The organism is Flavobacterium sp. (assembly GCF_046073885.1).
GTDB lineage: Bacteria > Bacteroidota > Bacteroidia > Flavobacteriales > Flavobacteriaceae > Flavobacterium.
The window spans coordinates 14,075-34,382 of the sequence record NZ_JBJTND010000070.1 but is presented as its reverse complement, the minus strand read 5'-3'; the positions used below and the strand labels follow the sequence as shown (position 1 = coordinate 34,382).

The following is a 20,308-nucleotide window of genomic DNA, read 5'->3' as shown; positions in this document are numbered from 1 at the left end:
GAAAAAGTTAAAAAAGATAAAGTTGTTCTAGGGCTTTCGGGAGGTGTAGACTCAACCGTTGCGGCAGTTTTATTACACAAAGCCATTGGCAAAAACCTGTACTGCATTTTTGTAAATAACGGTCTGCTTCGCAAAAATGAATTCGAAAATGTATTGCACCAATACAAAGACATGGGCTTAAATGTGAAAGGTGTTGATGCTTCCGATCGCTTTTTAAGTGAATTAGCGGGTGTTGATGATCCAGAAACAAAAAGAAAAATTATTGGTCGCGTTTTTATTGAAGTTTTTGATGATGAATCAAAAATTATCGAAGACGTTACCTGGTTAGCTCAAGGAACTATTTACCCTGATGTAATCGAATCGGTTTCGGTGAAAGGACCTTCTGCAACAATAAAATCACACCATAATGTAGGTGGATTACCCGATTTTATGAAATTGAAAGTGGTAGAACCACTTCGTATGTTATTTAAAGATGAAGTTCGAAAAGTTGGTGCTACCTTAGGAATTGATCCCGAATTATTGGGGCGTCACCCTTTTCCAGGACCTGGATTATCCATTCGAATTTTAGGTGATATTACTCCAGAAAAAGTGCGTATCTTGCAAGAAGTAGATGCGATTTTTATTGAAGGATTAAAATCACACGGATTGTATGATAAAGTATGGCAAGCCGGGGCAATTTTATTACCTGTTAATAGCGTTGGTGTAATGGGTGATGAACGAACTTATGAAAAAGTGGTAGCGCTACGTGCAGTTGAATCTACCGATGGTATGACTGCCGACTGGGTGCATTTACCGTATGACTTCTTAATGAAAATTTCAAACGAAATAATCAATAAAGTTAAAGGTGTAAATAGAGTAGTATACGATATTAGTTCAAAACCACCTGCAACTATAGAATGGGAATAGGTTAGTGTTCAGGATGTTTACAACAGAGTGCCTAATGTTTAAAAATTAAAATATGTTTAAAAGAGTTATTTGCTTTTTGGTGTTGTTGATTTCCTTTTCAAATTTCGGACAAGGATTTACTAAACATAAAGTTAGTAAAGGAGAAACAATTCCGTCAATAGCACAAAAATATAAGGTAACTCCCTACGATATTTATAAGCTAAATCCCGACTCGCAAAACGGAATTAAAGAGAATGCTATTTTGTTGATTCCGAGTAGTGTGCCAAAATTAAATTCAACTTCTTCAACCCCAAAGCCGCAAGGTTCTGCTAAAGAAATTAGCTATGTGGTTGTAACCGGTGATACCAAATATAATGTAGCTAAAAGATATGGTGTTTCTGTAGAAGAATTAGAAACTCAAAATCCAGATATAAAAGAAAGTCTTCCGTTAGGATTTACATTAAAAATTAAATCGAATACCACTCCAGCTTCTGCACCAAAACCAGTAGTTGCAGCAGAAAAACCTCAGGTAAAAGCAACTGATTTATTAGAATATACTGTTAAAGCAGGGGAGACTGTATATAGTTTGACACGTCTCTTTAATGTATCGGAAGTGTCTTTAATTGGGTGGAACCCCGATTTAAAAAACGGATTAAAAGAAGGAATGGTGTTGAAAGTGCCAGCGAATCTTTCGTTTAACAAAGAAAATAAAAATTCCTTAAAAGATTTATCTAAAACCATTTCTAATCAACAAAAAAAGAAATTGGCTATGTTTCTGCCTTTCAATGCATCCAAAATTCAAAGCGATACATTGACTTCAGTCTCAGAGCGTTTGAAAAAAGATAAATTCTTAAACATGACCCTCGATTTTTATTCGGGAGCATTAATGGCAATTGATTCGGCCAAAGTTTTAGGAATGAATGTCGATATTGCCATCTATGATTCTGAAGAAACCAAAAATTCAACGTCTGCGTTATCTATTATTTCGGGAGGTAGTTTTGTAAATCCCGATGCCGTTATTGGTCCGTTTTATCAAGTCAATGTTGAAAAAGTAGCAAGTGCATTAGAGAGTAAAAATATTCCAGTGATTTCGCCATTATCTAAAGAGGATGGAAAATCGTACTCCAATTTATTTCAGTCAATGCCACAAAATGATGCTATGAAAAACGCAATGTTTGATTATATGAATGCCAAAAACGGAAATATTATTGCGGTATTGGATCCTAAAAAGAATTCAATTAAGCAATATCTTCAGGAATATCAAAAAGGAGTAAAGTTGGTTGGTGTTAATGAAAAAGGGGGTATTGTGGGTGATAGCATCAAAAAGTATTTTGTAAAAAACCGAATGAATTATGTGATTCTGGTTTCTGAAAAAACCGGAGTTATTTTTACTGTAACCAATACCATGCAAAGTGCATTAAAAGACTATCCACTTCAGCTGGTTATTTTGGAGCCCAATGAAACCCTCGATTTTGAAGAAATTGCGCTTTCGCGATTGACCAAATTGAAAATGGCCTTTCCCTCTGCAACTAGAGAAAACGAAACGATTGAAGCTCAATTATTTGCAAATGCATACAAAAAGAAAAACAGAATATTCCCTAATCAATATGCAATTCGCGGATTTGATTTAACTTTTGATACATTGTTGCGTTTGGCACAAGGACAAACATTTGACGAAAGTGCCAATGCATCGGCTACGGAGCAGGTTGAAAGTAAATTTGATTATGCTAAAAAACTTTCCGGGGGCTATGCCAATAACGGAATTTATATTTTGTATTACGACGAAGATTTAACCATAAAACAAGCACAATAATGCCAACATCTAAGGTAACTTATTTAGGAGATTTAAGAACTTCTTCCATTCATTTGCAATCGGGTTCAGAAATAATAACCGATGCACCTACCGATAATAACGGGAAAGGGGAAGCTTTTTCTCCAACTGATTCGGTTGCCAATGGTTTGGCCTCTTGCATGTTGACGGTTATGGGAATTAAAGCCCGAGATTTAGGTGTGGATTTTTCGGGATCTACTGCTGAGGTTACTAAAATTATGGCTGCTGAACCCAGAAGAATTTCAGAAATTCAGGTGACTTTCGATATGAATCTGACTGCCGATGAAAAAACCAAAACTATATTAGAACGCACTGCCATGACCTGTCCTGTTTATTATAGTTTACACCCCGATATTAAAAAAGAGGTAGTTTTTAATTGGAAGTAATTTAAAATTTTTGTGTGTCTGAGCCTGCCGAAGACAATAAAAAGCAATTCAACACCTTCGATTCACAGAAAATAAATGGACGACCAACAAAAACAACTCATAAAACTAGCGCATGCTAAAATGCCTTTCGGCAAATACGAAGGCTATTACCTCATTGATTTGCCAGAATATTATGTAGTTTGGTACAGCAATAAAGGATTTCCAAAAGGAGAATTAGGCGCTCAATTACAGCTCATATACGAGCTTAAATTAAATGGTTTAGAGGAGTTGGTTCGGAATATCAAAAAGAAATATCCAAAACAATAGTTTCAAATTTTAGATTTGATTTTATTAAAAAACATCCAATTTATTTCTTACTTTTGCTTCGTTTTTAAACCAGAAAAAACAACTACATAACAACACAACAACAAGTTTGGGCAACTAGTATTTAGTTGTTCTAAAAAAAAAACGATGAATCCAACCAAGTACATTTTTGTTACAGGCGGTGTAACTTCTTCTTTAGGAAAAGGAATTATAGCAGCTTCTTTAGCAAAATTATTACAAGCACGCGGGTATAGAACTACCATTCAAAAGTTTGATCCTTATATTAATGTAGACCCTGGAACTTTAAATCCCTACGAGCATGGAGAGTGTTTTGTAACAGATGATGGAGCAGAAACCGACCTTGATTTAGGTCACTACGAACGATTTTTAAATGTGCCAACTTCACAAGCTAATAATGTAACAACAGGAAGAGTGTATCTTTCGGTTATTGAAAAAGAGCGTCGCGGTGAGTTTTTAGGTAAAACCGTTCAAGTTGTTCCTCATATTACCAATGAAATTAAAGAACGCATGCAATTGCTTGGTAAATCAGGCGATTTTGATATTGTAATTACTGAAATTGGAGGAACGGTTGGAGATATTGAATCATTGCCCTATATCGAATCGGTGCGACAATTGGTTTGGGAATTGGGTGATACCAACGGAATAGTTATTCACTTAACATTAGTTCCTTTTTTGGCTGCAGCTGGAGAATTAAAGACAAAGCCTACACAGCATTCCGTGAAAACTTTAATGGAAAGCGGAATCAAAGCAGATATATTAGTTTGTAGAACGGAGCACGAACTTTCGGATGAATTACGTCAAAAGTTAGCTTTGTTTTGCAATGTAAAACGCGAAGCAGTAATACAATCTATTGATGCTTCAACTATTTATGAAGTTCCTAATTTAATGCTGGAAGAAGGATTGGATTTGGTGGCTTTGAAAAAATTGAATTTACCTGAAAAATCAAATCCCGATTTATCTCAATGGAATGACTTTTTGCACCGATTAAAAAATCCAAAACATACCATTAATGTTGGTTTGGTTGGAAAATATGTAGAATTACAAGATTCATATAAATCTATTTTAGAGGCATTTATTCATGCAGGTGCTGCCAATGAAACTAAAGTAAATGTAATCAGCATCCATTCGGAATTTATAGATCAGGATAATGTAGCCGAAAAACTAAAAGGTATCGATGGAATATTGGTAGCTCCAGGATTTGGCGAAAGAGGAATAGAAGGAAAAATAGAAACCGTTCGTTATGCAAGAGAAAATAACCTTCCGTTTTTTGGAATTTGTTTAGGAATGCAAATGGCGGTTATTGAATATTCAAGAAATGTATTGGGTTTAACCGATGCTAATTCTACCGAAATGAATCCAAATACCAGCAATCCGGTAATTGATTTAATGGAAGACCAAAAAACCATTACCGATAAAGGAGGAACCATGCGATTGGGTTCATGGAAATGTGATATCAAAGAGGGTACTTTGGCAAAATCAATTTATGGTAAATCACAAATTGAAGAGCGCCACCGTCACCGTTATGAGTACAATAATAAATATGCTGCCGATCTAGAAAAAGCAGGATTAATAAGTTCTGGAATCAACCCGGATACCGGCTTGGTAGAAATTGTTGAAATTAAAGAACATCCGTTTTTTATTGGTGCACAATACCATCCCGAGTACAAAAGTACTGTAGCAAATCCGCAACCAATTTTTGTTAGCTTTGTTGCTGCGATGGTTAAAAATAAAAAATAGAAATCAATAAGTCATTTCGATTTATTTAAAATATAAACAATAATGGAAGAAAAGAAATTTGACAAGAATTCGATAATTGGCTTTGGGTTAATTTTCCTTATCGTGATGTGGATGATGTACAACAGTCAGAAAACAGCACAAAAAGAACAAGCCGAAAAAGCGAAACAAGCGCAAATTGACAAGCTTAATAAAGCAAAGCAAGTTCCTGCAAAAGAAGTGTCGAAAGTAGTTGTAGATTCTACAGTTAGCGATACGGTTAAAATGCAAAAACTAGAGGGTGCTTTAGGAAACTTTGCCTATTCGGCTACACTTCCATCAGCTAAAGAGGCAACTACTGTTTTAGAAAATGATTTAGTGAAGTTAACTGTCTCAAATAAAGGAGGTTATGTTACTGAAGCTGTTCTGAAAAAATATGAAAAATTTGCTAAAGGTTCCGGACAATTAGTTGAATTAATCAAAAATAACAATGCTAATTTTAATTTGGCATTGCAAACTAAAGACAATCGTGTTTTAAATACTAAAGATTTGTTTTTTGAACCAACTTTTAAGCAAGTTGGAGAAAACAAAGTGTTGTCAATGAAGTTAAAAACTGGGCCTTCAACCTATTTAGAATACAATTATACGTTGAAGCCAAATGATTATATGGTTGATTTTGACCTTCGTTCACAAGGGTTAAGTTCGGCTTTAAATACTTCAAAAGAAACCAATTTAGAGTGGGATTTAAAAACCTACAGAAATGAAAAAAGTGTTTCTTATGAAAATCAAAATGCTGAAATTTATTTTCAGTATGGCGATGAAAAAATTGATTACGTAGGGCAAGGAAAAGATAAAGAAGAAACTCCAGAAAATGCCTCTTTTATTGCTTATAAGCAACATTTCTTTTCAACAATTTTATTGACCAATACTCCGTTTAAAACGTCCAAAATTCAATCTTCTACCTTAGTTAATGATGTTAAAGTAGATACGGTTTTCACTAAAGAATTTAAAACCAAAGCGCCATTAGCATTTAATAGTAAAGGAGAATTGGATTATAAAATGAACTGGTATTTTGGTCCAACCGATTACAAAGTATTAAACTCTTATGAAGGTAAAAATTTAGATAAGGTAATACCTCTAGGATGGGGAATCTTTGGTTGGATTAACCGATTGATTTTTATTCCATTATTTGGTTTCTTAGGCGGATTTATGACTTATGGATTAGCAATTATCATTTTTACTATTTTGATAAAAATTGCTATGTCGCCGATTACTTTCAAATCATTTTTGTCTCAAGCAAAAATGAAAGTATTGCGTCCCGATATTGCTGAGATAAGTGAAAAGATTAAAGATCCTGTTAAAAGACAACAAGAAACAATGAAGTTGTATTCTAAAGCAGGTGTTAATCCAATGGCTGGATGTATCCCGGCTTTAATACAAATGCCTTTCTTGATGGCTTCTTTCCGATTTTTCCCATCGGCATTTGAATTAAGACAGCAACCTTTCTTATGGGCAGATGATTTATCTTCTTTTGACCAAATTTTCAAATTACCATTCAATATTCCGTTGTATGGAGATCATGTTAGTTTGTTCCCAATCTTAGCAGCAATTGCAATTTTCTTTTATATGAAAATGACTTCGGGAGACAATCAAATGGCGCAACCACAACAAGAAGGTATGCCCGATATGACTAAGATGATGAAAATGATGATTTACATTTCACCAATTATGATGTTGATTTTCTTTAATAGTTATGGATCTGGATTGAGTTTGTATAACTTCATGTCTAACTTAATTACCATAGGAATTATGTTGGTGATTAAAAAATATTTTATCGACAGTGATAAAATCCATGCTCAAATCCAAGAAAATAAAACAAAACCTGTAAAAGAAGGAAAGTTTCAAAAGAAACTTCGTGAGGCAATGGAACAGGCGGAAGAACAAAAAGCAAAAGGAAAAAAATAAATAAAAGCCGTCAGTGATGATGGCTTTTTCGCTTTTAAGATTTATACTAAAAAAATAGAAATTCAGTTATAGTTGTTAAAATATAGAATCATGAAATATTTAGCTTTATTACTTTTATTTACTTCCTCACTTTTTGCCCAAGAATACAATAAAGTGGATGCCATTGGGAAAAAACATGGTGTTTGGAAAGGAACATATGAAGAATCCAAGCGACCGCGTTATGAGGGAACTTTTGACCATGGTAAGGAAATTGGGATGTTCAAGTTTTTTGATGATAACGCTTCAGGTAAAGTAATTGCAACTAGAGAATTCAATTCGAAAGATAATTCTTGTTACACCATTTTTTATGATCAAAAAGGATTAAAAGTAAGTGAAGGTAAATTAGTAAACAAAGTATACGAAGGCGAGTGGAAGTACTACCATGAAAATTCCAAAGTGATTATGTCTACAGAAAATTATGTGAATGGAGTTTTATCGGGGATTAGAAAAGTATATTATCCCAATGGTAAAATTGCTGAAGAAACCAACTACATAAACGGTATTAAGGAAGGTATTTATAAAAAATATGCTGAAAACGGAATTGCACTTGAAGAAAAATTTTACAAGAAAGGAGAGTATGATGGTCCTGCAGTTTTTAGAAGTCCCGAAAATGTGGTTATTGCTAAAGGCAAATTTGAAAAAGGATTTAAGGTTGGAATTTGGGAATTAAATACTAATGGCAAAATCACTCAAGAGAATATGTCTCCTCAAACTCCGAAAAAAAATAGTAAAAAGTAAGGTTGCCTTAAAAAAGATTTTTAACAAATAAATAAAATTTACTTAAGTATATGTTTTAGTGATTAAAGCATATACTTTTTTTTATTATTTGATGTAAATTTGTACAGTATAAATTACATTTCAAAACATGAAGCGTGTAGTAGTTGGACTTTCTGGTGGTGTGGATTCAAGCGTTGCAGCCTATCTATTAAAAGAACAGGGTTATGAGGTTATTGGTCTTTTTATGAAGAATTGGCATGATGATTCAGTTACAATTTCTAACGAATGTCCTTGGCTTGAAGACAGTAACGATGCGCTTTTGGTTGCCGAAAAACTAGGAATTCCATTTCAAACGGTTGATTTAAGTGAACAATACAAAGAGAAAATTGTTGACTACATGTTTCACGAATACGAAAAAGGAAGAACTCCAAATCCGGATGTTTTATGCAACCGCGAAATTAAGTTTGATGTCTTCATGAAAATTGCTTTAAGTTTGGGTGCCAATTATGTAGCAACCGGACATTATTGCCGAAAAGGTGAAGTAGAAATTGATGGAAAACCAATCTATCAATTGCTAGCCGGTAAAGACGGAAATAAAGATCAATCCTATTTTTTATGTCAATTATCACAAGAACAATTGGCAAAAGCCTTGTTTCCAATAGGTGAATTAACCAAGCCTCAAGTTCGAGAAATAGCCGCCAAAATGGAGTTGATTACTGCCGAAAAGAAAGATTCGCAAGGGCTTTGTTTTATAGGGAAAGTTAGGCTTCCGGAGTTTTTGCAACAGCAATTACAACCCAAAGAAGGTTTGATATATGAAGTTGCTGCAAATCATGAAATTTATAACCGTGTGAAACCTACTTTTTCAAATTTGGAAGAAGAATTAATTTTCGAATCAACTCCAATCGAATATACTCCTTTAATCGGAAAAGTTGTCGGTAAACACCAAGGTGCACATTATTTTACAATCGGTCAACGAAAAGGATTAAATGTTGGTGGAACCAAAGAAGCCTTATTTATTATTGCTACAAATGTGAATACTAATGAAATATATACAGGTCAGGGCCATGCTCATCCTGGTTTATTTCAAAAAGCATTGCGAATTGAAAATTCAGAGACACATTGGATTCGCCCCGATTTAAAACTTCAAAATGGTCAATCCATGGAAGTTATGGCCCGCATTCGCTACCGACAAGAATTGCAAAAAGCTACTTTATATCAATTTGAAAGTGGATTGTATGTTTCATTTGAACAACCGCAATCGGCAATTGCCCAAGGTCAATTTGTTGCTTGGAATGTAGGTGAAGAATTAGTTGGTTCGGGAGTAATTTCGTAATTTAGACTTTAAAATTAATAAAGCTATGAAGAAACTGATACTTATTATTGCCTTTTTAACAACCTTCGTATCTTTTTCTCAGCAAGATGCTTGGGTTTATTTTAATGACAAACCCAATGCGGCAGCTTTTTTTAGCAATCCCTTATCCGAACTTTCGCAGCGATCACTAGATCGAAGAACGGCTCAAGGTATTGCATTAGCAATTAATGATGCACCACTTGAAGTTTCTTATGTGAATCAAATCACTGCTGCAACGGGAATTACCATTATGGCAAAATCCAAATGGTTGAATTGCTTGCACATCCGCGGAAGCGTGACCGATATTCAAGCATTATTGGCATTTCCTTTTGTAAATCATGTGCATTTTGCAGACAACTCGTTGAATAATAAAATGGCAGTTCCTGCAATTAATTCTCCAATAAATAAATCAATGGAGGTACAGACGAATTTCAATTACGGAACTTCAGCCAATCAAATACAAATGCTAAATGGCCATTTATTACATCAATCCAATTACACCGGATCAGGAAAAGTTATAGCCGTTTTAGATGCCGGTTTTCCAAGTGTAGATGTAGTGTCGCCCTTTCAAAGGTTGCGTGACAACAATCAAATTTTGGGAGGATATGATTATGTAAATAAATCCAATAATTTTTATACTGGGTACAATCATGGTACTTTGGTGCTTTCTACAATGGGTGGCTATGTAGATGGGCAATTGGTTGGGACTGCGCCCGATGCTAAATATTACCTTTATATAACTGAAGATGTCAATTCGGAAAACCCTGTAGAGGAAAGCAATTGGGTTGAAGCAGCTGAAGAAGCAGATCGAGTTGGAGTAGATATTATTACTTCATCTTTAGGTTATTTCGGATTTGATAATGCCAATTACGGACATACGTACTCTGATATGACAGGGAATAGTGCATTTGGTTCGCAGGGCGCTAATATTGCATTTAGTAAAGGGATAGTAGTTCTTGCAAGTGCTGGAAATTCTGCTAATAGCGCTGAGCCCCATGTGGGTGTTCCAGCAGAGGCCAATGATGTCTTAGCAATTGGTGCTGTAAAAGCCGATCGATCGTATGCTTCGTTTAGTTCCATTGGACCAAGTTTTGACGATAGAATTAAACCCGATGTTATGGCTCAAGGGCAAAGTGCTGTATTATCAAATACTTTAGGCAGCGTTGTGACCGCTAGCGGAACTTCGTTTTCGTGTCCAATTATGGCCGGAATGATTGCTTGTTTTTGGCAAGCAATTCCTTGGGCAACTAATGTACAAATTGTTCAATTTGTAAAACAATCGGCTGATCGATATACAAATCCAGATTATTTATTTGGATATGGAATCCCCGATTTCCAATTGGCATTAGATACTGCTAATTTAAATTCTATAGCGAATAAAAAAGATACATTTGTTTTGTTTCCTAATCCAACCTCTAGTAACATCACACTATCATTTCCAAGCGATATTAATAAGGTTGAAGTACTATTTTATAATGCTTTAGGTCAAGTAGTATTAGAAAAAACAATAATAAATTCACTTTCAACTATTTCCTTGGATGACCTACAACCCGGAATTTACTTTTACAAAATTCAAAGTAGTTCGATGACCCAAACCGGTAAATTAATCAAAGAATAATGAACAGAATCACCCAACTTTTCAATATAAAATATCCAATTATTCAAGGTGGAATGATTTGGAATAGTGGATACAAATTAGCGAGTGCTGTTAGTAATAGTGGTGGATTGGGTTTGATAGGTGCTGGCTCTATGTATCCCGAAGTTTTGCGAGAACACATTCAGAAATGTAAAAAAGCTACCGACAAACCTTTTGGTGTAAATGTGCCCATGTTGTATCCCAATATTCAAGAAATTATGGATATTATTGTGGAGGAAGGGGTAAAAATTGTTTTTACTTCGGCAGGAAATCCAAAAACATGGACCTCTTTTTTGAAGGAAAAAGGAATTACAGTGGTACATGTGGTAAGCAGTTCAAAATTTGCTTTAAAAGCACAAGAAGCCGGTGTAGATGCTCTGGTAGCCGAAGGATTTGAAGCGGGAGGACATAATGGAAGAGAAGAAACGACTACTTTAACATTGATTCCTATGGTGAAAGAAAATATAACAATTCCATTAATTGCTGCAGGTGGAATAGCAACAGGTCGCGGTATGCTTGCTGCAATGGTTCTTGGTGCGGATGGAGTTCAAATGGGAAGTCGTTTTGTAGCTTCTACTGAAAGTTCAGCTCACGATAATTTCAAAAAAACAGTTATAGAAACGGGAGAAGGGGATACCATTTTGACGCTAAAAGAATTGGCTCCAGTTCGATTGATAAAAAATAAGTTTTGTGCCGATGTATTGGAATTGTACACCAAAAGCCCAACCAAAGAAGACTTGGAGAATTTATTAGGAAAACGCCGAGCCAAACGTGGTATGTTTGAAGGCGATTTGGTAGAGGGCGAATTAGAAATTGGTCAAATAGCTGGATTAATTCATGATATCCAACCAGTTGACGCTATTATAAAAGATATTATCTCTGAATTAGAAGAGGCTAAAACAGAACTTATATCTACCTCTTTTTAAGACACTTCTTAACGATTTCTTATTGTAATGCCCCAATCAAAATTTGTAATTTTGTAAAAATATTTATCATGAAAAAAGCGCTTTGTTTTTTCTTATTTCTTTTCGTGTTTCATCTTCAAGCTCAAGAACGACCTAAATTGGTTGTTGGAATTGTGGTAGATCAAATGAAAATGGATTATTTATATCGTTTTTCAAATGATTTCACCAATGATGGATTTAAACGATTGATGGATAATGGTTATGTATTTCATAATATGAATTATAATTACATGCCCACTTTTACCGCTCCTGGGCATGCTTCTATATACACTGGAACTACTCCTTCAGTTCACGGAATTGTTGGAAATGATTGGTTTAGCAGAAAATTAGGTAAAGAAATTTACTGCACCGATGATGCTTCGGTAAAAACCATTGGCGACGGTACAAAAGCAGAAGGAGAGATGTCTCCAAAAAAATTATTGACTACTACAATTACAGATGAGTTGCGCTTAGCTACCAATTTTAAAGGAAAAGTTATTGGAATGAGTTTGAAGGATAGAGGCGCCATTTTGCCTGCCGGACATTTTGCCAATTGGGCTTTTTGGTACAGTAAAACAGGCGCCTTTGTATCGAGTACTTTTTATGGTGAAAAATTACCAGATTGGGTTACCGAATTTAATAATGAAAAGCATTTCATGACTTATATTAATAAAGGTTGGGATTTGTTAAAACCTTTAGAAACCTATAATGAAAGTCTGGCAGACGAAAATCCCTATGAAGGAAAACTAAATGGAGCGAATCCGGTTTTTCCATATAATTTAAAGGAAATGCTAGAAAAGAAAAATGCTGAAATTCTTCGTGCAACACCGTTTGGAAATGATTTATTGTTGGAATTGGCAAAAAAAGCTATTGAAAATGAAGAGTTAGGAAAAGACAATATTACTGATTTCTTGGCTGTAAGTTTTTCTTCAACGGATTATGTTGGACATAATTTAGGTCCTCGGTCTATGGAAATTCAAGATACTTACTTGCGCTTGGATTTAACACTTGCTGATTTCTTAAATTATTTGGATAAAATGGTTGGGAAAGGCAATTACCTTGTTTTCTTAACTGCCGACCATGCCGGTGCAGAAAATCCTTTGTATTTAAAAGATAAAAAATACAATGTAGATAATGTGTTTCCTAAAGATATTTTAAAAGGATTGAAGAAATTCTCAGTTGAGACTTTTGGTGAAGATCTAGTTTTAAATTGTTCAAACTTTAATCTGCATTTCAATAAAGATCTAATAAAGGCAAAAAGTTTAGAATTAAGTAAAGTAAAACAAGCTTTTAAAGAGTATTTAATGACTCAGGATCAAGTAAAAAGAGTATATACCGAAGAAGAAATACTTGCTTCTAACGGAGCAGATTTTTATTTAAACTGTATCGCTAAAGGATATGATGCAACCGAAGACGGCGATATGGTAATTCTAAACAAACCAGGTTATATAGATCATTTTATTGCCACGGGTACCGATCACGGAACTCCTTACAGTTATGATACTCATGTTCCGTTACTATTTTATGGATGGAATGTGCCCAAAGGTGAAACGCATGATCATAAAGATATTACACAAATTGCTCCAACTCTAGCTCAAAAATTAAAAATTACATTTCCAAACGGAACGGAAGGAAAGGTGTTGTTGGAGGTTTTGGATACTAATCCCAATATGATTAATAAAAAAACCACTAAATAATTAGTGGTTTTTTTATTCATAACTTCTCAATTTATAATTCAATTTCAATTTGATTTTTTATCAAATCTTCGAAGGTTTCTCTCTTTGTAATTAGATGTCCTTTACCGTCTTTCCATAATACCTCTGCTGGTTTAAAACGCGAATTGTAGTTGGATGCCATAGAAAAACAATAAGCTCCAGCATTTTTAAAACACAATACATCACCTTCTTTTATTTCTGCAATTCTACGGTTATTAGCGAAAGTATCGGTTTCACAAATGTAACCCACAACGGTATAAAAACGCTCTTTTCCTTTTGGATTAGAAATGTTTTCAATGGTGTGCTGAGATCCATAAAGCATTGGTCGAATTAAATGATTAAATCCACTATCAATTCCTGCAAAAACAGTAGAAGTGGTTTGTTTTACAACATTCACTTTAGCCATGAAAAATCCTGCTTCGCTTACTAAAAATTTTCCCGGTTCGAATGCCAAAGTTAGCGTTCGTCCGTACTCTTTTTCAAAGGATAAGAAACGTTTGGTAAGTTTTTTTCCAAGTTCGTCTATATTGGTTTCGATGTCGCCTTTTTTATAGGAAACTTTGAATCCAGATCCAAAATCAAGAAAATCTAATTCTTTAAATTGTTTAGCGGTATCAAATAATATCTCAGCTGCATAAAGGAACACTTCAATATCTAAAATATCGGATCCGGTGTGCATGTGTATTCCGTTAATGTGCATTCCAGTATTTTCTACAATACGCAATACATGGGGCATTTGATAAATTGAAATACCAAATTTACTATCAATATGTCCCACAGATATATTTGCATTTCCTCCCGCCATTACATGAGGATTGATACGAATGCAAACCGGAATTTTTGGGTGTTTGGTTCCGAAATGTTCTAAAATTGAGAGATTGTCAATGTTGATTTGAACTCCCAAATTTGCAACTTCTTCAATTTCTTCAAAAGAAACACCGTTTGGGGTGAAAATAATTTTATCGGGACTAAAGCCTGCATGCAAACCCAGTTGTACTTCTTGCATGGAAACCGTATCTAAACCAGAGCCACACTTCTTTAACAACTTTAATATGGTAAGATTGGATAGCGCTTTCATGGCATAATTAATGCGAAGGTTTTCTACTTTACTGAAAGCAGCGCTCAATCGGTTGTATTGTTGTTCGATTGTTGCGGCGTCATAAACGTACAACGGACTGCCAAATTCTTCGGCAAGTGTTAGTAAGTCTTTTGGTTGCATGGTAATGGATTTATATTATTTGATTGCAAAGATAAATCAGGAGTTTGTCTATACAAAAAGAAGTCTCATTTATACGAATTTGTGGTTTATGCATAGTATTTTTTTTCAAAATGATAATTTTTAGCCCCGATTGTAGTGAAAATCCTGACATTGCAATTAATGAAGGTGGTATTGTTAAGTTTTTTTTCCTTGAAATGGCAGATTGAAACGAAAAGCGGGAATTGCCATTACTGAAAATACCAAAAGATTGTGCTTCAAAAAAATCATAAATAAAGTTACTAAATTGATATACATTTGTTTTATCAATTGATTGTAATTAATTACATTTGTGGCACTTTATAAAAAGACAAAATTTTATTATGAACATACACGAATATCAAGGAAAAGAGATATTAGCAAAATATGGTGTACGCGTACAACGTGGTATTGTGGCTAATAATCCGGTTGAAGCAGTTGCTGCTGCAAAACAACTTACAGAAGAAACTGGCACTAGCTGGTATGTAGTTAAAGCTCAAATTCACGCTGGTGGAAGAGGAAAAGGTGGTGGTGTTAAGTTGGCTAAAAACTTAGATCAAGTTGCTGAAATTTCGGGTCAAATTATTGGTATGCAATTAATCACGCCTCAAACTCCGCCGGAAGGAAAGCAAGTGCATAAAGTATTAATTGCTGAAGATGTATACTATCCTGGAGAAAGTGAAACGTCTGAATTTTATGTTTCGGTTTTATTAAACAGAGCCAACGGTAGAAATATGATTATGTATTCTACTGAAGGTGGAATGGATATAGAAGAAGTTGCTGAGCATACACCACATTTAATTTTCACAGAAGAAATTGATCCAGCAGTTGGATTACAAGGTTTTCAAGCAAGAAGAATTGCTTTTAACTTAGGTCTTTCTGGAAATGCATTTAAAGAAATGGTGAAATTTGTAGATTCACTTTACAATGCTTACATCGGATCGGATGCTTCTATGTTTGAAATCAATCCGGTTTTAAAAACTTCTGATGATAAAATTCTTGCTGTTGATGCAAAAGTAAATATTGATGATAACGCTTTATACCGTCAACCAAAATATGCGGAAATGCGTGACATTAAAGAAGAAAACCCAATTGAAGTTGAAGCTAAAGAGGCTGGTTTAAATTATGTAGATCTTGACGGAACCGTTGGATGTATGGTAAACGGAGCGGGATTAGCAATGGCAACAATGGATTTAATTAAATATGCTGGTTTTGAGCCTGCAAACTTCTTAGACGTTGGTGGAACTGCAGACGCGAAACGTGTGGAGTTGGCTTTTAGAATTATCTTAAAAGATCCTAATGTAAAAGCGATCTTGATTAACATCTTTGGAGGAATCGTTCGTTGTGATCGTGTTGCTCAAGGAGTTGTGGATGCATACAAAAACATGGGTGACGCGATTAAAGTGCCAATCATTGTTCGTTTGCAAGGTACCAATGCAGAAATTGCTAAAGAATTAATTGACAATTCTGGAATGCCAATTTTATCTGCGGTACAATTTCAAGAAGCAGCAGACCAAGTGCAAAAAGCGCTTTCTTAATTTAGAGAAAACTACTTTATATAGAAAATCCCGAGTTTTGCTCGGGATTTTTTTATTTAACCTTTGGTGTTTTTACCATTTTTGTATTGCACTTTTTCTACAATTTCAATTTTCTTAGTTTGTTTTTTGGGTGCAAATTTCAGGTTTGAACCTGGTTTTTTCTTGAAATCGGTTTTTGGTTTGAATTCCTTTTTAGGAGCTCCTTCCATTTTTGGCCTTGCTTCTGTTTTGTGTTTAGCAATGACTTCGGCAGGTATTTTCGGGCTCTCTTTCGTTCCTCTCAAATAAATCACCAATCCATTTAGGAAATTACGCAGCACTTGATCGCCACATTCCATATATTTTGGGTGGTCTTCACTTCTAAAAAAGTTACCCAATTCACCTTTTGACATTCGGAAGTCAACCAGCTTTAAAATTTCTTCTATTTGGTCGTCACGCAACATTAAGGCTACACGTAGTTTTTTGAAAATATCGTTGTTGTTCATTTTTTTTTAAGGTGCTAAGAAACTAAGTTTCTAAGGTTCTAAGTTTATTTTTATTTTTTTTTCTTCCAACTTCCGTCTTCATACTTCTAGAAAAGCCAAAGGTACGCTTTTTTAAAACCTTCGCGCCATAATTTTTCATTGTGTTTTCCGCCTTTAACAATAAGTTTTTTATTCAGCATTTGGCATTCACAGCGTTTGGTGTTTACTTGATACTCCATTTTATTGAGATCTTCTACCATATCGGCATCGCCTTCGTTATCGCCACAAAGAAAATAGATTTTGGTTTTAAAGGACTTAGTTTGATTCATTAATTCGAAAATTTCTTTTCGGTTAAACCAAAAAGAAGGGGAGAAGCAACCCACTTTTCCAAATACTTCAGGATATTTTAGCGCTCCATAAAAGGAAACCAATCCGCCCAATGAACTTCCCCAAATAGCTGTGTTTTTAGCAGTGGTTTTGGTGCGGTAGTTTTTATCTACATAAGGTTTTAAAGTTTCTACAATAAATTTCAGATAATTGTCTGCATTTCCACCACCGTATTTTTCGTTTTTATAGGGTGTTAATTCTTCCATTCTTTTCTCACCACCATGTTCAATCCCAATGACGATGACTTGAGCCTTCAAGCTGTCTAGTGTTTCATCTACACTCCATTCGCCAGCATAGGAAGTTTTGATATCCATTAAATTTTGCCCGTCGTGCATGTAAATCACCGGATATTTTTTAGCGGATTTTGAATAATTTTCGGGTAGGTACAGCCATATTTTTTTACTACAATGCAGCTGTGGTGCTTCAAGAGTAAAAGTGCTTACATTTTTACTGGCAGTACTTTGAGCAGCAGCAAATAAAAAAGAGAATACCGATAATAAGGTCAATATAAATTTCAATTCAATAGCGGTTAGATTCCAAGAAAAAGAATAATTTAGCTAAAAATAAACATTTTGAATAATACCCAAGCACAAAAAATAAGTTTATTGTCCGATATGATTGCTTTTGCAGTGGTAGACGGAAAGTTGCACGATAATGAATACCTATTTCTTTCTTTGATTGCTGAGGATTTAGGAATTGATTCAGCCGAATTTCAGCAGTTGTTTCATTCTGAAAATAAAAGTGAAGTAATCAAAGACGACTTTGAGCGCATTCAACAATTTTACCGATTGGCACTCCTAATGCACAGCGATGGTGTCTTGCACGAGCGCGAAGAAAAACGCATTCATGAAATTTGTATTGGAATGGGGTTGGATCCATTTGCTATGAAACGCGTTTTAAAAGCAATGGAACAATCGCCAACACGAATGGTTTCTCCCGATTATTTATTGGAAGTTTTTCAAGAGCAGAGTAATTAATAAGTAGTATTATTTCTGCTCAAAACTCACCATCCATTCAATGCCGTACTTATCTCTAAACATCCCGAAGTAAGTTCCCCACGGACTATCGGAAATTGGGAATTCAATGTGCCCGCCCGCAGAAAGGCCATTAAATATATGATCGGCTTCTTCTTTACTTTTCGTTTTGACTACAATTTTAGAGCGGTTTTCGTTTTCGTTTGTTGGCCCCATCATTTCAGGTACATCATTTGCCATTAACGAAGTAGCGCCAATTGGTAATTCAATGTGCATTATTTTGTTGGCTTCTTTTTCTGCAACTGGAAACGCCTCGCTAGCCAAGTCTTTGAAGCGCATAATGTTGGTGAACTCACCACCAAATACCGATTTATAAAAAGTGAATGCTTCTTCGGCATTTCCATTAAAGTTGATGTGCGGATTGATTTGCGGCATTAGGTTATTTTGTATTAAGAATTATTTAAAAAAGTAGTAATTTCAATTAAATTAGTTAAATAATTATATAATTGATTTATGTGCATAATTTTATAATTTATAGTATCCGAAAAGGGTTGTGCGCTATCAAAATGATATTTGCGATCTAAATACTCTTTATTGTCTATAATATAAATCATTTTAATATTATTAGATAAGCATTTTTTTAATTTAATTTCATCTCTTTTTTTATTTTTTTCAAATAAATTATTTGCCCATTCTTTACCTTTTCCTGCAAAATCTACAGGCTTGTAATGTTGTATTCCTTGGCATTCAATTGCAATACTGTAATCAGTAATATGAAAATCTAAAGTTTGTTGTCCTTTTCCTTTTTTTAAAAATATAGGATTATACTGACTTTCATATCTAATATTTAATTTATTCAAAATTGATGAAACTTCTTTTTCTAATTTACTTTGTTTACACTCGGGACAACCATTTCCGCTCAAATGGTATTGTGCAACTTGCCAAAACTCTCCATGTTCATTACAGCTTATACATACTTTGAGATTACTTTTTTCATAGATAACTTTAGAATAGTTATATTTATTTCCGTGTTTTTGCTTTGCCTCTGCTATCCAATCTTCTGTATTTTTATTTTTGCCAACGCACTTTGGACAACCTTTTCCTCTTTGATGATTGTTTGGAGTGCATAAAAACTCACCATGTTCATTGCATATTATTATAACATTAGTTTTAGCATTTAGATATTTTACTTTATCATAACTATACTTGTTATTGTGTTTAATTTTGGATTCTAGAATAAAATCTTCTTTTGTTTTGATATTATTTGAATTTCTAATTTCGTCAGCACATTTTGGACATGTATTCCCATATAAATGTTTTGATGGAAGTTGATAAAAATCACCATGTTTAGAGCAAATTATACATACTTTGACTTTTGCATTGACATAAGCCGACTTTGAATAATCATATTTATTACTATGAATTTTTATTGCGTTTTCTATAAACTTATTATTTGTACTAGTTAGGTTTTCTCCCCTTTTTTTATAAGAACATTTCAAACATTCTTTACCAGCTAAATGATTACTTGGTGTTTGCAAAAAGTCTCCATGTTCACGACATATTATAAGTAATTTGGTATTACTTCCAATATATTCTGCTTTAGAATAATCATATTTATCCCCGTGAATTTTTTTAGATTTTTCGATAAATAAAGATGTTCTTTCAAGAAGATTTTTACTCATTATTTGTAATTAATAACTTCAAAACAAATCTAATAAAAAATCACATCGCAAGGATGTGATTCTCTAATCTTTTTGAAAGCCATTTGGCTAATACTAACCAATGAATTGAATATTATTTCAAAACATGATGTGCCAATACCTTTTGTACATCATACACATTCACCGATTTATTGAACTGTTTTTTAATACTTGGTTGTGCTTCGCTAGAAATCCAAATTTTTAATTCGGCATCCAAGTCAAATGTACCTGCGGTTTCAATACTAAATCTAGAAATGCTTTTGTAGGTAATGGATTTGTATTCCGTTTTGCTTCCTGTAATTCCTTGAATGTCAATTAAAATAAGTCTTTTATTAGTGAAGATAAACGTATCACGAATAAGTTTGAAACCCAATTCTATTTCTTCTCCGTCTGTAAGTAATTGACCAAATTTTTTTGTTAATTCTTCTTGGCTTACCGCACCTGCGTTACCAAGTAAAGCTGAAAATAATCCCATTTTATTTTGTTTTTTTAATTTGTTTCA

At 34.2% G+C, this 20,308-nt stretch carries 19 protein-coding genes; 13 read left to right on the top strand and 6 right to left on the bottom strand.

The genetic code is table 11. From position 1 onward, the window contains the following. From guaA to pafA, 11 genes are all read left to right on the top strand, one after another. On the top strand, nt 1-906 hold a 906-nt coding region (guaA, locus tag ACKOWY_RS09815; RefSeq protein ID WP_408941267.1), incomplete at its 5' end, for a glutamine-hydrolyzing GMP synthase. Nucleotides 907-958: 52 nt separating this feature from the next. Further along, complete coding sequence (locus ACKOWY_RS09810; protein WP_408941266.1) at nt 959-2,698, top strand: LysM peptidoglycan-binding domain-containing protein; 1,740 nt, start codon at nt 959-961, stop codon at nt 2,696-2,698. Further along, the gene (locus tag ACKOWY_RS09805; RefSeq protein WP_408941265.1) at nt 2,698-3,102 is read left to right on the top strand and encodes an OsmC family protein; all 405 of its coding nucleotides are present in this window, start codon (nt 2,698-2,700) and stop codon (nt 3,100-3,102) included. Before ACKOWY_RS09810 ends, ACKOWY_RS09805 begins: the two co-directional genes overlap by 1 nt. Before the next feature lie 75 nt (nt 3,103-3,177). After that, nucleotides 3,178-3,408, top strand: coding sequence for a DUF3820 family protein (locus tag ACKOWY_RS09800; protein ID WP_408941264.1), 231 nt, complete (start codon nt 3,178-3,180; stop codon nt 3,406-3,408). Nucleotides 3,409-3,552: 144 nt separating this feature from the next. Beyond that, a complete protein-coding gene (locus ACKOWY_RS09795; protein WP_408941263.1) occupies nt 3,553-5,163 on the top strand; it encodes a CTP synthase in 1,611 nt (536 codons plus the stop codon). Nucleotides 5,164-5,205: 42 nt separating this feature from the next. Continuing rightward, a complete protein-coding gene (gene yidC / locus ACKOWY_RS09790) occupies nt 5,206-7,104 on the top strand; it encodes a membrane protein insertase YidC (protein ID WP_408941262.1) in 1,899 nt (632 codons plus the stop codon). Nucleotides 7,105-7,194: 90 nt separating this feature from the next. Next, complete coding sequence (locus tag ACKOWY_RS09785; protein ID WP_408941261.1) at nt 7,195-7,881, top strand: toxin-antitoxin system YwqK family antitoxin; 687 nt, start codon at nt 7,195-7,197, stop codon at nt 7,879-7,881. Between the two features lie 127 nt (nt 7,882-8,008). Beyond that, entirely contained in the window at nt 8,009-9,196 is a 1,188-nt protein-coding gene (gene mnmA, locus ACKOWY_RS09780; RefSeq protein WP_408941260.1) for a tRNA 2-thiouridine(34) synthase MnmA, read from the top strand. Nucleotides 9,197-9,221: 25 nt separating this feature from the next. Next, nucleotides 9,222-10,832 (top strand): S8 family serine peptidase, encoded by a 1,611-nt coding sequence (locus tag ACKOWY_RS09775; protein ID WP_408941259.1) that lies wholly within the window; start codon nt 9,222-9,224, stop codon nt 10,830-10,832. Beyond that, nucleotides 10,832-11,776: an NAD(P)H-dependent flavin oxidoreductase gene (locus ACKOWY_RS09770; protein WP_408941258.1), complete on the top strand. Its 945-nt coding sequence runs from the start codon at nt 10,832-10,834 to the stop codon at nt 11,774-11,776. Before ACKOWY_RS09775 ends, ACKOWY_RS09770 begins: the two co-directional genes overlap by 1 nt. Before the next feature lie 68 nt (nt 11,777-11,844). Beyond that, on the top strand, nt 11,845-13,491 hold the full coding sequence (gene pafA / locus ACKOWY_RS09765) for an alkaline phosphatase PafA (RefSeq protein WP_408941257.1): 1,647 nt from the start codon (nt 11,845-11,847) through the stop codon (nt 13,489-13,491). A gap of 31 nt (nt 13,492-13,522) precedes the next feature. Here pafA and lysA read toward each other — a convergent pair whose 3' ends face one another. After that, nucleotides 13,523-14,728 carry a diaminopimelate decarboxylase gene (lysA, locus tag ACKOWY_RS09760; protein ID WP_408941256.1) on the bottom strand — a complete coding sequence of 402 codons (1,206 nt, stop codon included), beginning with the start codon at nt 14,726-14,728 and terminating at the stop codon, nt 13,523-13,525. 359 nt (nt 14,729-15,087) lie between these two features. Between lysA and sucC the strand changes: the two genes are divergently transcribed. Then, nucleotides 15,088-16,281 carry an ADP-forming succinate--CoA ligase subunit beta gene (gene sucC / locus ACKOWY_RS09755; protein ID WP_408941255.1) on the top strand — a complete coding sequence of 398 codons (1,194 nt, stop codon included), beginning with the start codon at nt 15,088-15,090 and terminating at the stop codon, nt 16,279-16,281. Between the two features lie 56 nt (nt 16,282-16,337). On the opposite strand, the gene ACKOWY_RS09750 is transcribed toward sucC, so the two are convergent. Together ACKOWY_RS09750 and ACKOWY_RS09745 are read right to left on the bottom strand one after the other, a co-directional pair. Then, nucleotides 16,338-16,766: a DUF1456 family protein gene (locus tag ACKOWY_RS09750; RefSeq protein ID WP_408941254.1), complete on the bottom strand. Its 429-nt coding sequence runs from the start codon at nt 16,764-16,766 to the stop codon at nt 16,338-16,340. An 86-nt stretch (nt 16,767-16,852) separates the two neighbouring features. Continuing rightward, complete coding sequence (locus tag ACKOWY_RS09745) at nt 16,853-17,650, bottom strand: alpha/beta hydrolase (protein ID WP_408941253.1); 798 nt, start codon at nt 17,648-17,650, stop codon at nt 16,853-16,855. Nucleotides 17,651-17,704: 54 nt separating this feature from the next. Between ACKOWY_RS09745 and ACKOWY_RS09740 the strand changes: the two genes are divergently transcribed. Further along, the gene (locus ACKOWY_RS09740; protein WP_408941252.1) at nt 17,705-18,109 is read left to right on the top strand and encodes a TerB family tellurite resistance protein; all 405 of its coding nucleotides are present in this window, start codon (nt 17,705-17,707) and stop codon (nt 18,107-18,109) included. 9 nt (nt 18,110-18,118) lie between these two features. On the opposite strand, the gene ACKOWY_RS09735 is transcribed toward ACKOWY_RS09740, so the two are convergent. From ACKOWY_RS09735 to ACKOWY_RS09725, 3 genes are all read right to left on the bottom strand, one after another. Continuing rightward, nucleotides 18,119-18,541 (bottom strand): VOC family protein, encoded by a 423-nt coding sequence (locus ACKOWY_RS09735; protein ID WP_408941251.1) that lies wholly within the window; start codon nt 18,539-18,541, stop codon nt 18,119-18,121. A gap of 14 nt (nt 18,542-18,555) precedes the next feature. Next, the gene (locus tag ACKOWY_RS09730; RefSeq protein WP_408941250.1) at nt 18,556-19,788 is read right to left on the bottom strand and encodes a hypothetical protein; all 1,233 of its coding nucleotides are present in this window, start codon (nt 19,786-19,788) and stop codon (nt 18,556-18,558) included. Between the two features lie 112 nt (nt 19,789-19,900). After that, nucleotides 19,901-20,281 carry a PH domain-containing protein gene (locus ACKOWY_RS09725; RefSeq protein ID WP_408941249.1) on the bottom strand — a complete coding sequence of 127 codons (381 nt, stop codon included), beginning with the start codon at nt 20,279-20,281 and terminating at the stop codon, nt 19,901-19,903. Nucleotides 20,282-20,308 lie beyond the last annotated feature (27 nt).

Coding starts and splice junctions, on each gene's coding strand:
- ACKOWY_RS09810 (WP_408941266.1), top strand. CDS start 959: ATGTTTAAAAGAGTTATTTGCTTTTTGGTGTTGTTGATTTCCTTTTCA.
- ACKOWY_RS09805 (WP_408941265.1), top strand. CDS start 2,698: ATGCCAACATCTAAGGTAACTTATTTAGGAGATTTAAGAACTTCTTCC.
- ACKOWY_RS09800 (WP_408941264.1), top strand. CDS start 3,178: ATGGACGACCAACAAAAACAACTCATAAAACTAGCGCATGCTAAAATG.
- ACKOWY_RS09795 (WP_408941263.1), top strand. CDS start 3,553: ATGAATCCAACCAAGTACATTTTTGTTACAGGCGGTGTAACTTCTTCT.
- yidC (WP_408941262.1), top strand. CDS start 5,206: ATGGAAGAAAAGAAATTTGACAAGAATTCGATAATTGGCTTTGGGTTA.
- ACKOWY_RS09785 (WP_408941261.1), top strand. CDS start 7,195: ATGAAATATTTAGCTTTATTACTTTTATTTACTTCCTCACTTTTTGCC.
- mnmA (WP_408941260.1), top strand. CDS start 8,009: ATGAAGCGTGTAGTAGTTGGACTTTCTGGTGGTGTGGATTCAAGCGTT.
- ACKOWY_RS09775 (WP_408941259.1), top strand. CDS start 9,222: ATGAAGAAACTGATACTTATTATTGCCTTTTTAACAACCTTCGTATCT.
- ACKOWY_RS09770 (WP_408941258.1), top strand. CDS start 10,832: ATGAACAGAATCACCCAACTTTTCAATATAAAATATCCAATTATTCAA.
- pafA (WP_408941257.1), top strand. CDS start 11,845: ATGAAAAAAGCGCTTTGTTTTTTCTTATTTCTTTTCGTGTTTCATCTT.
- lysA (WP_408941256.1), bottom strand. CDS start 14,728: ATGCAACCAAAAGACTTACTAACACTTGCCGAAGAATTTGGCAGTCCG.
- sucC (WP_408941255.1), top strand. CDS start 15,088: ATGAACATACACGAATATCAAGGAAAAGAGATATTAGCAAAATATGGT.
- ACKOWY_RS09750 (WP_408941254.1), bottom strand. CDS start 16,766: ATGAACAACAACGATATTTTCAAAAAACTACGTGTAGCCTTAATGTTG.
- ACKOWY_RS09735 (WP_408941251.1), bottom strand. CDS start 18,541: ATGCCGCAAATCAATCCGCACATCAACTTTAATGGAAATGCCGAAGAA.
- ACKOWY_RS09730 (WP_408941250.1), bottom strand. CDS start 19,788: ATGAGTAAAAATCTTCTTGAAAGAACATCTTTATTTATCGAAAAATCT.
- ACKOWY_RS09725 (WP_408941249.1), bottom strand. CDS start 20,281: ATGGGATTATTTTCAGCTTTACTTGGTAACGCAGGTGCGGTAAGCCAA.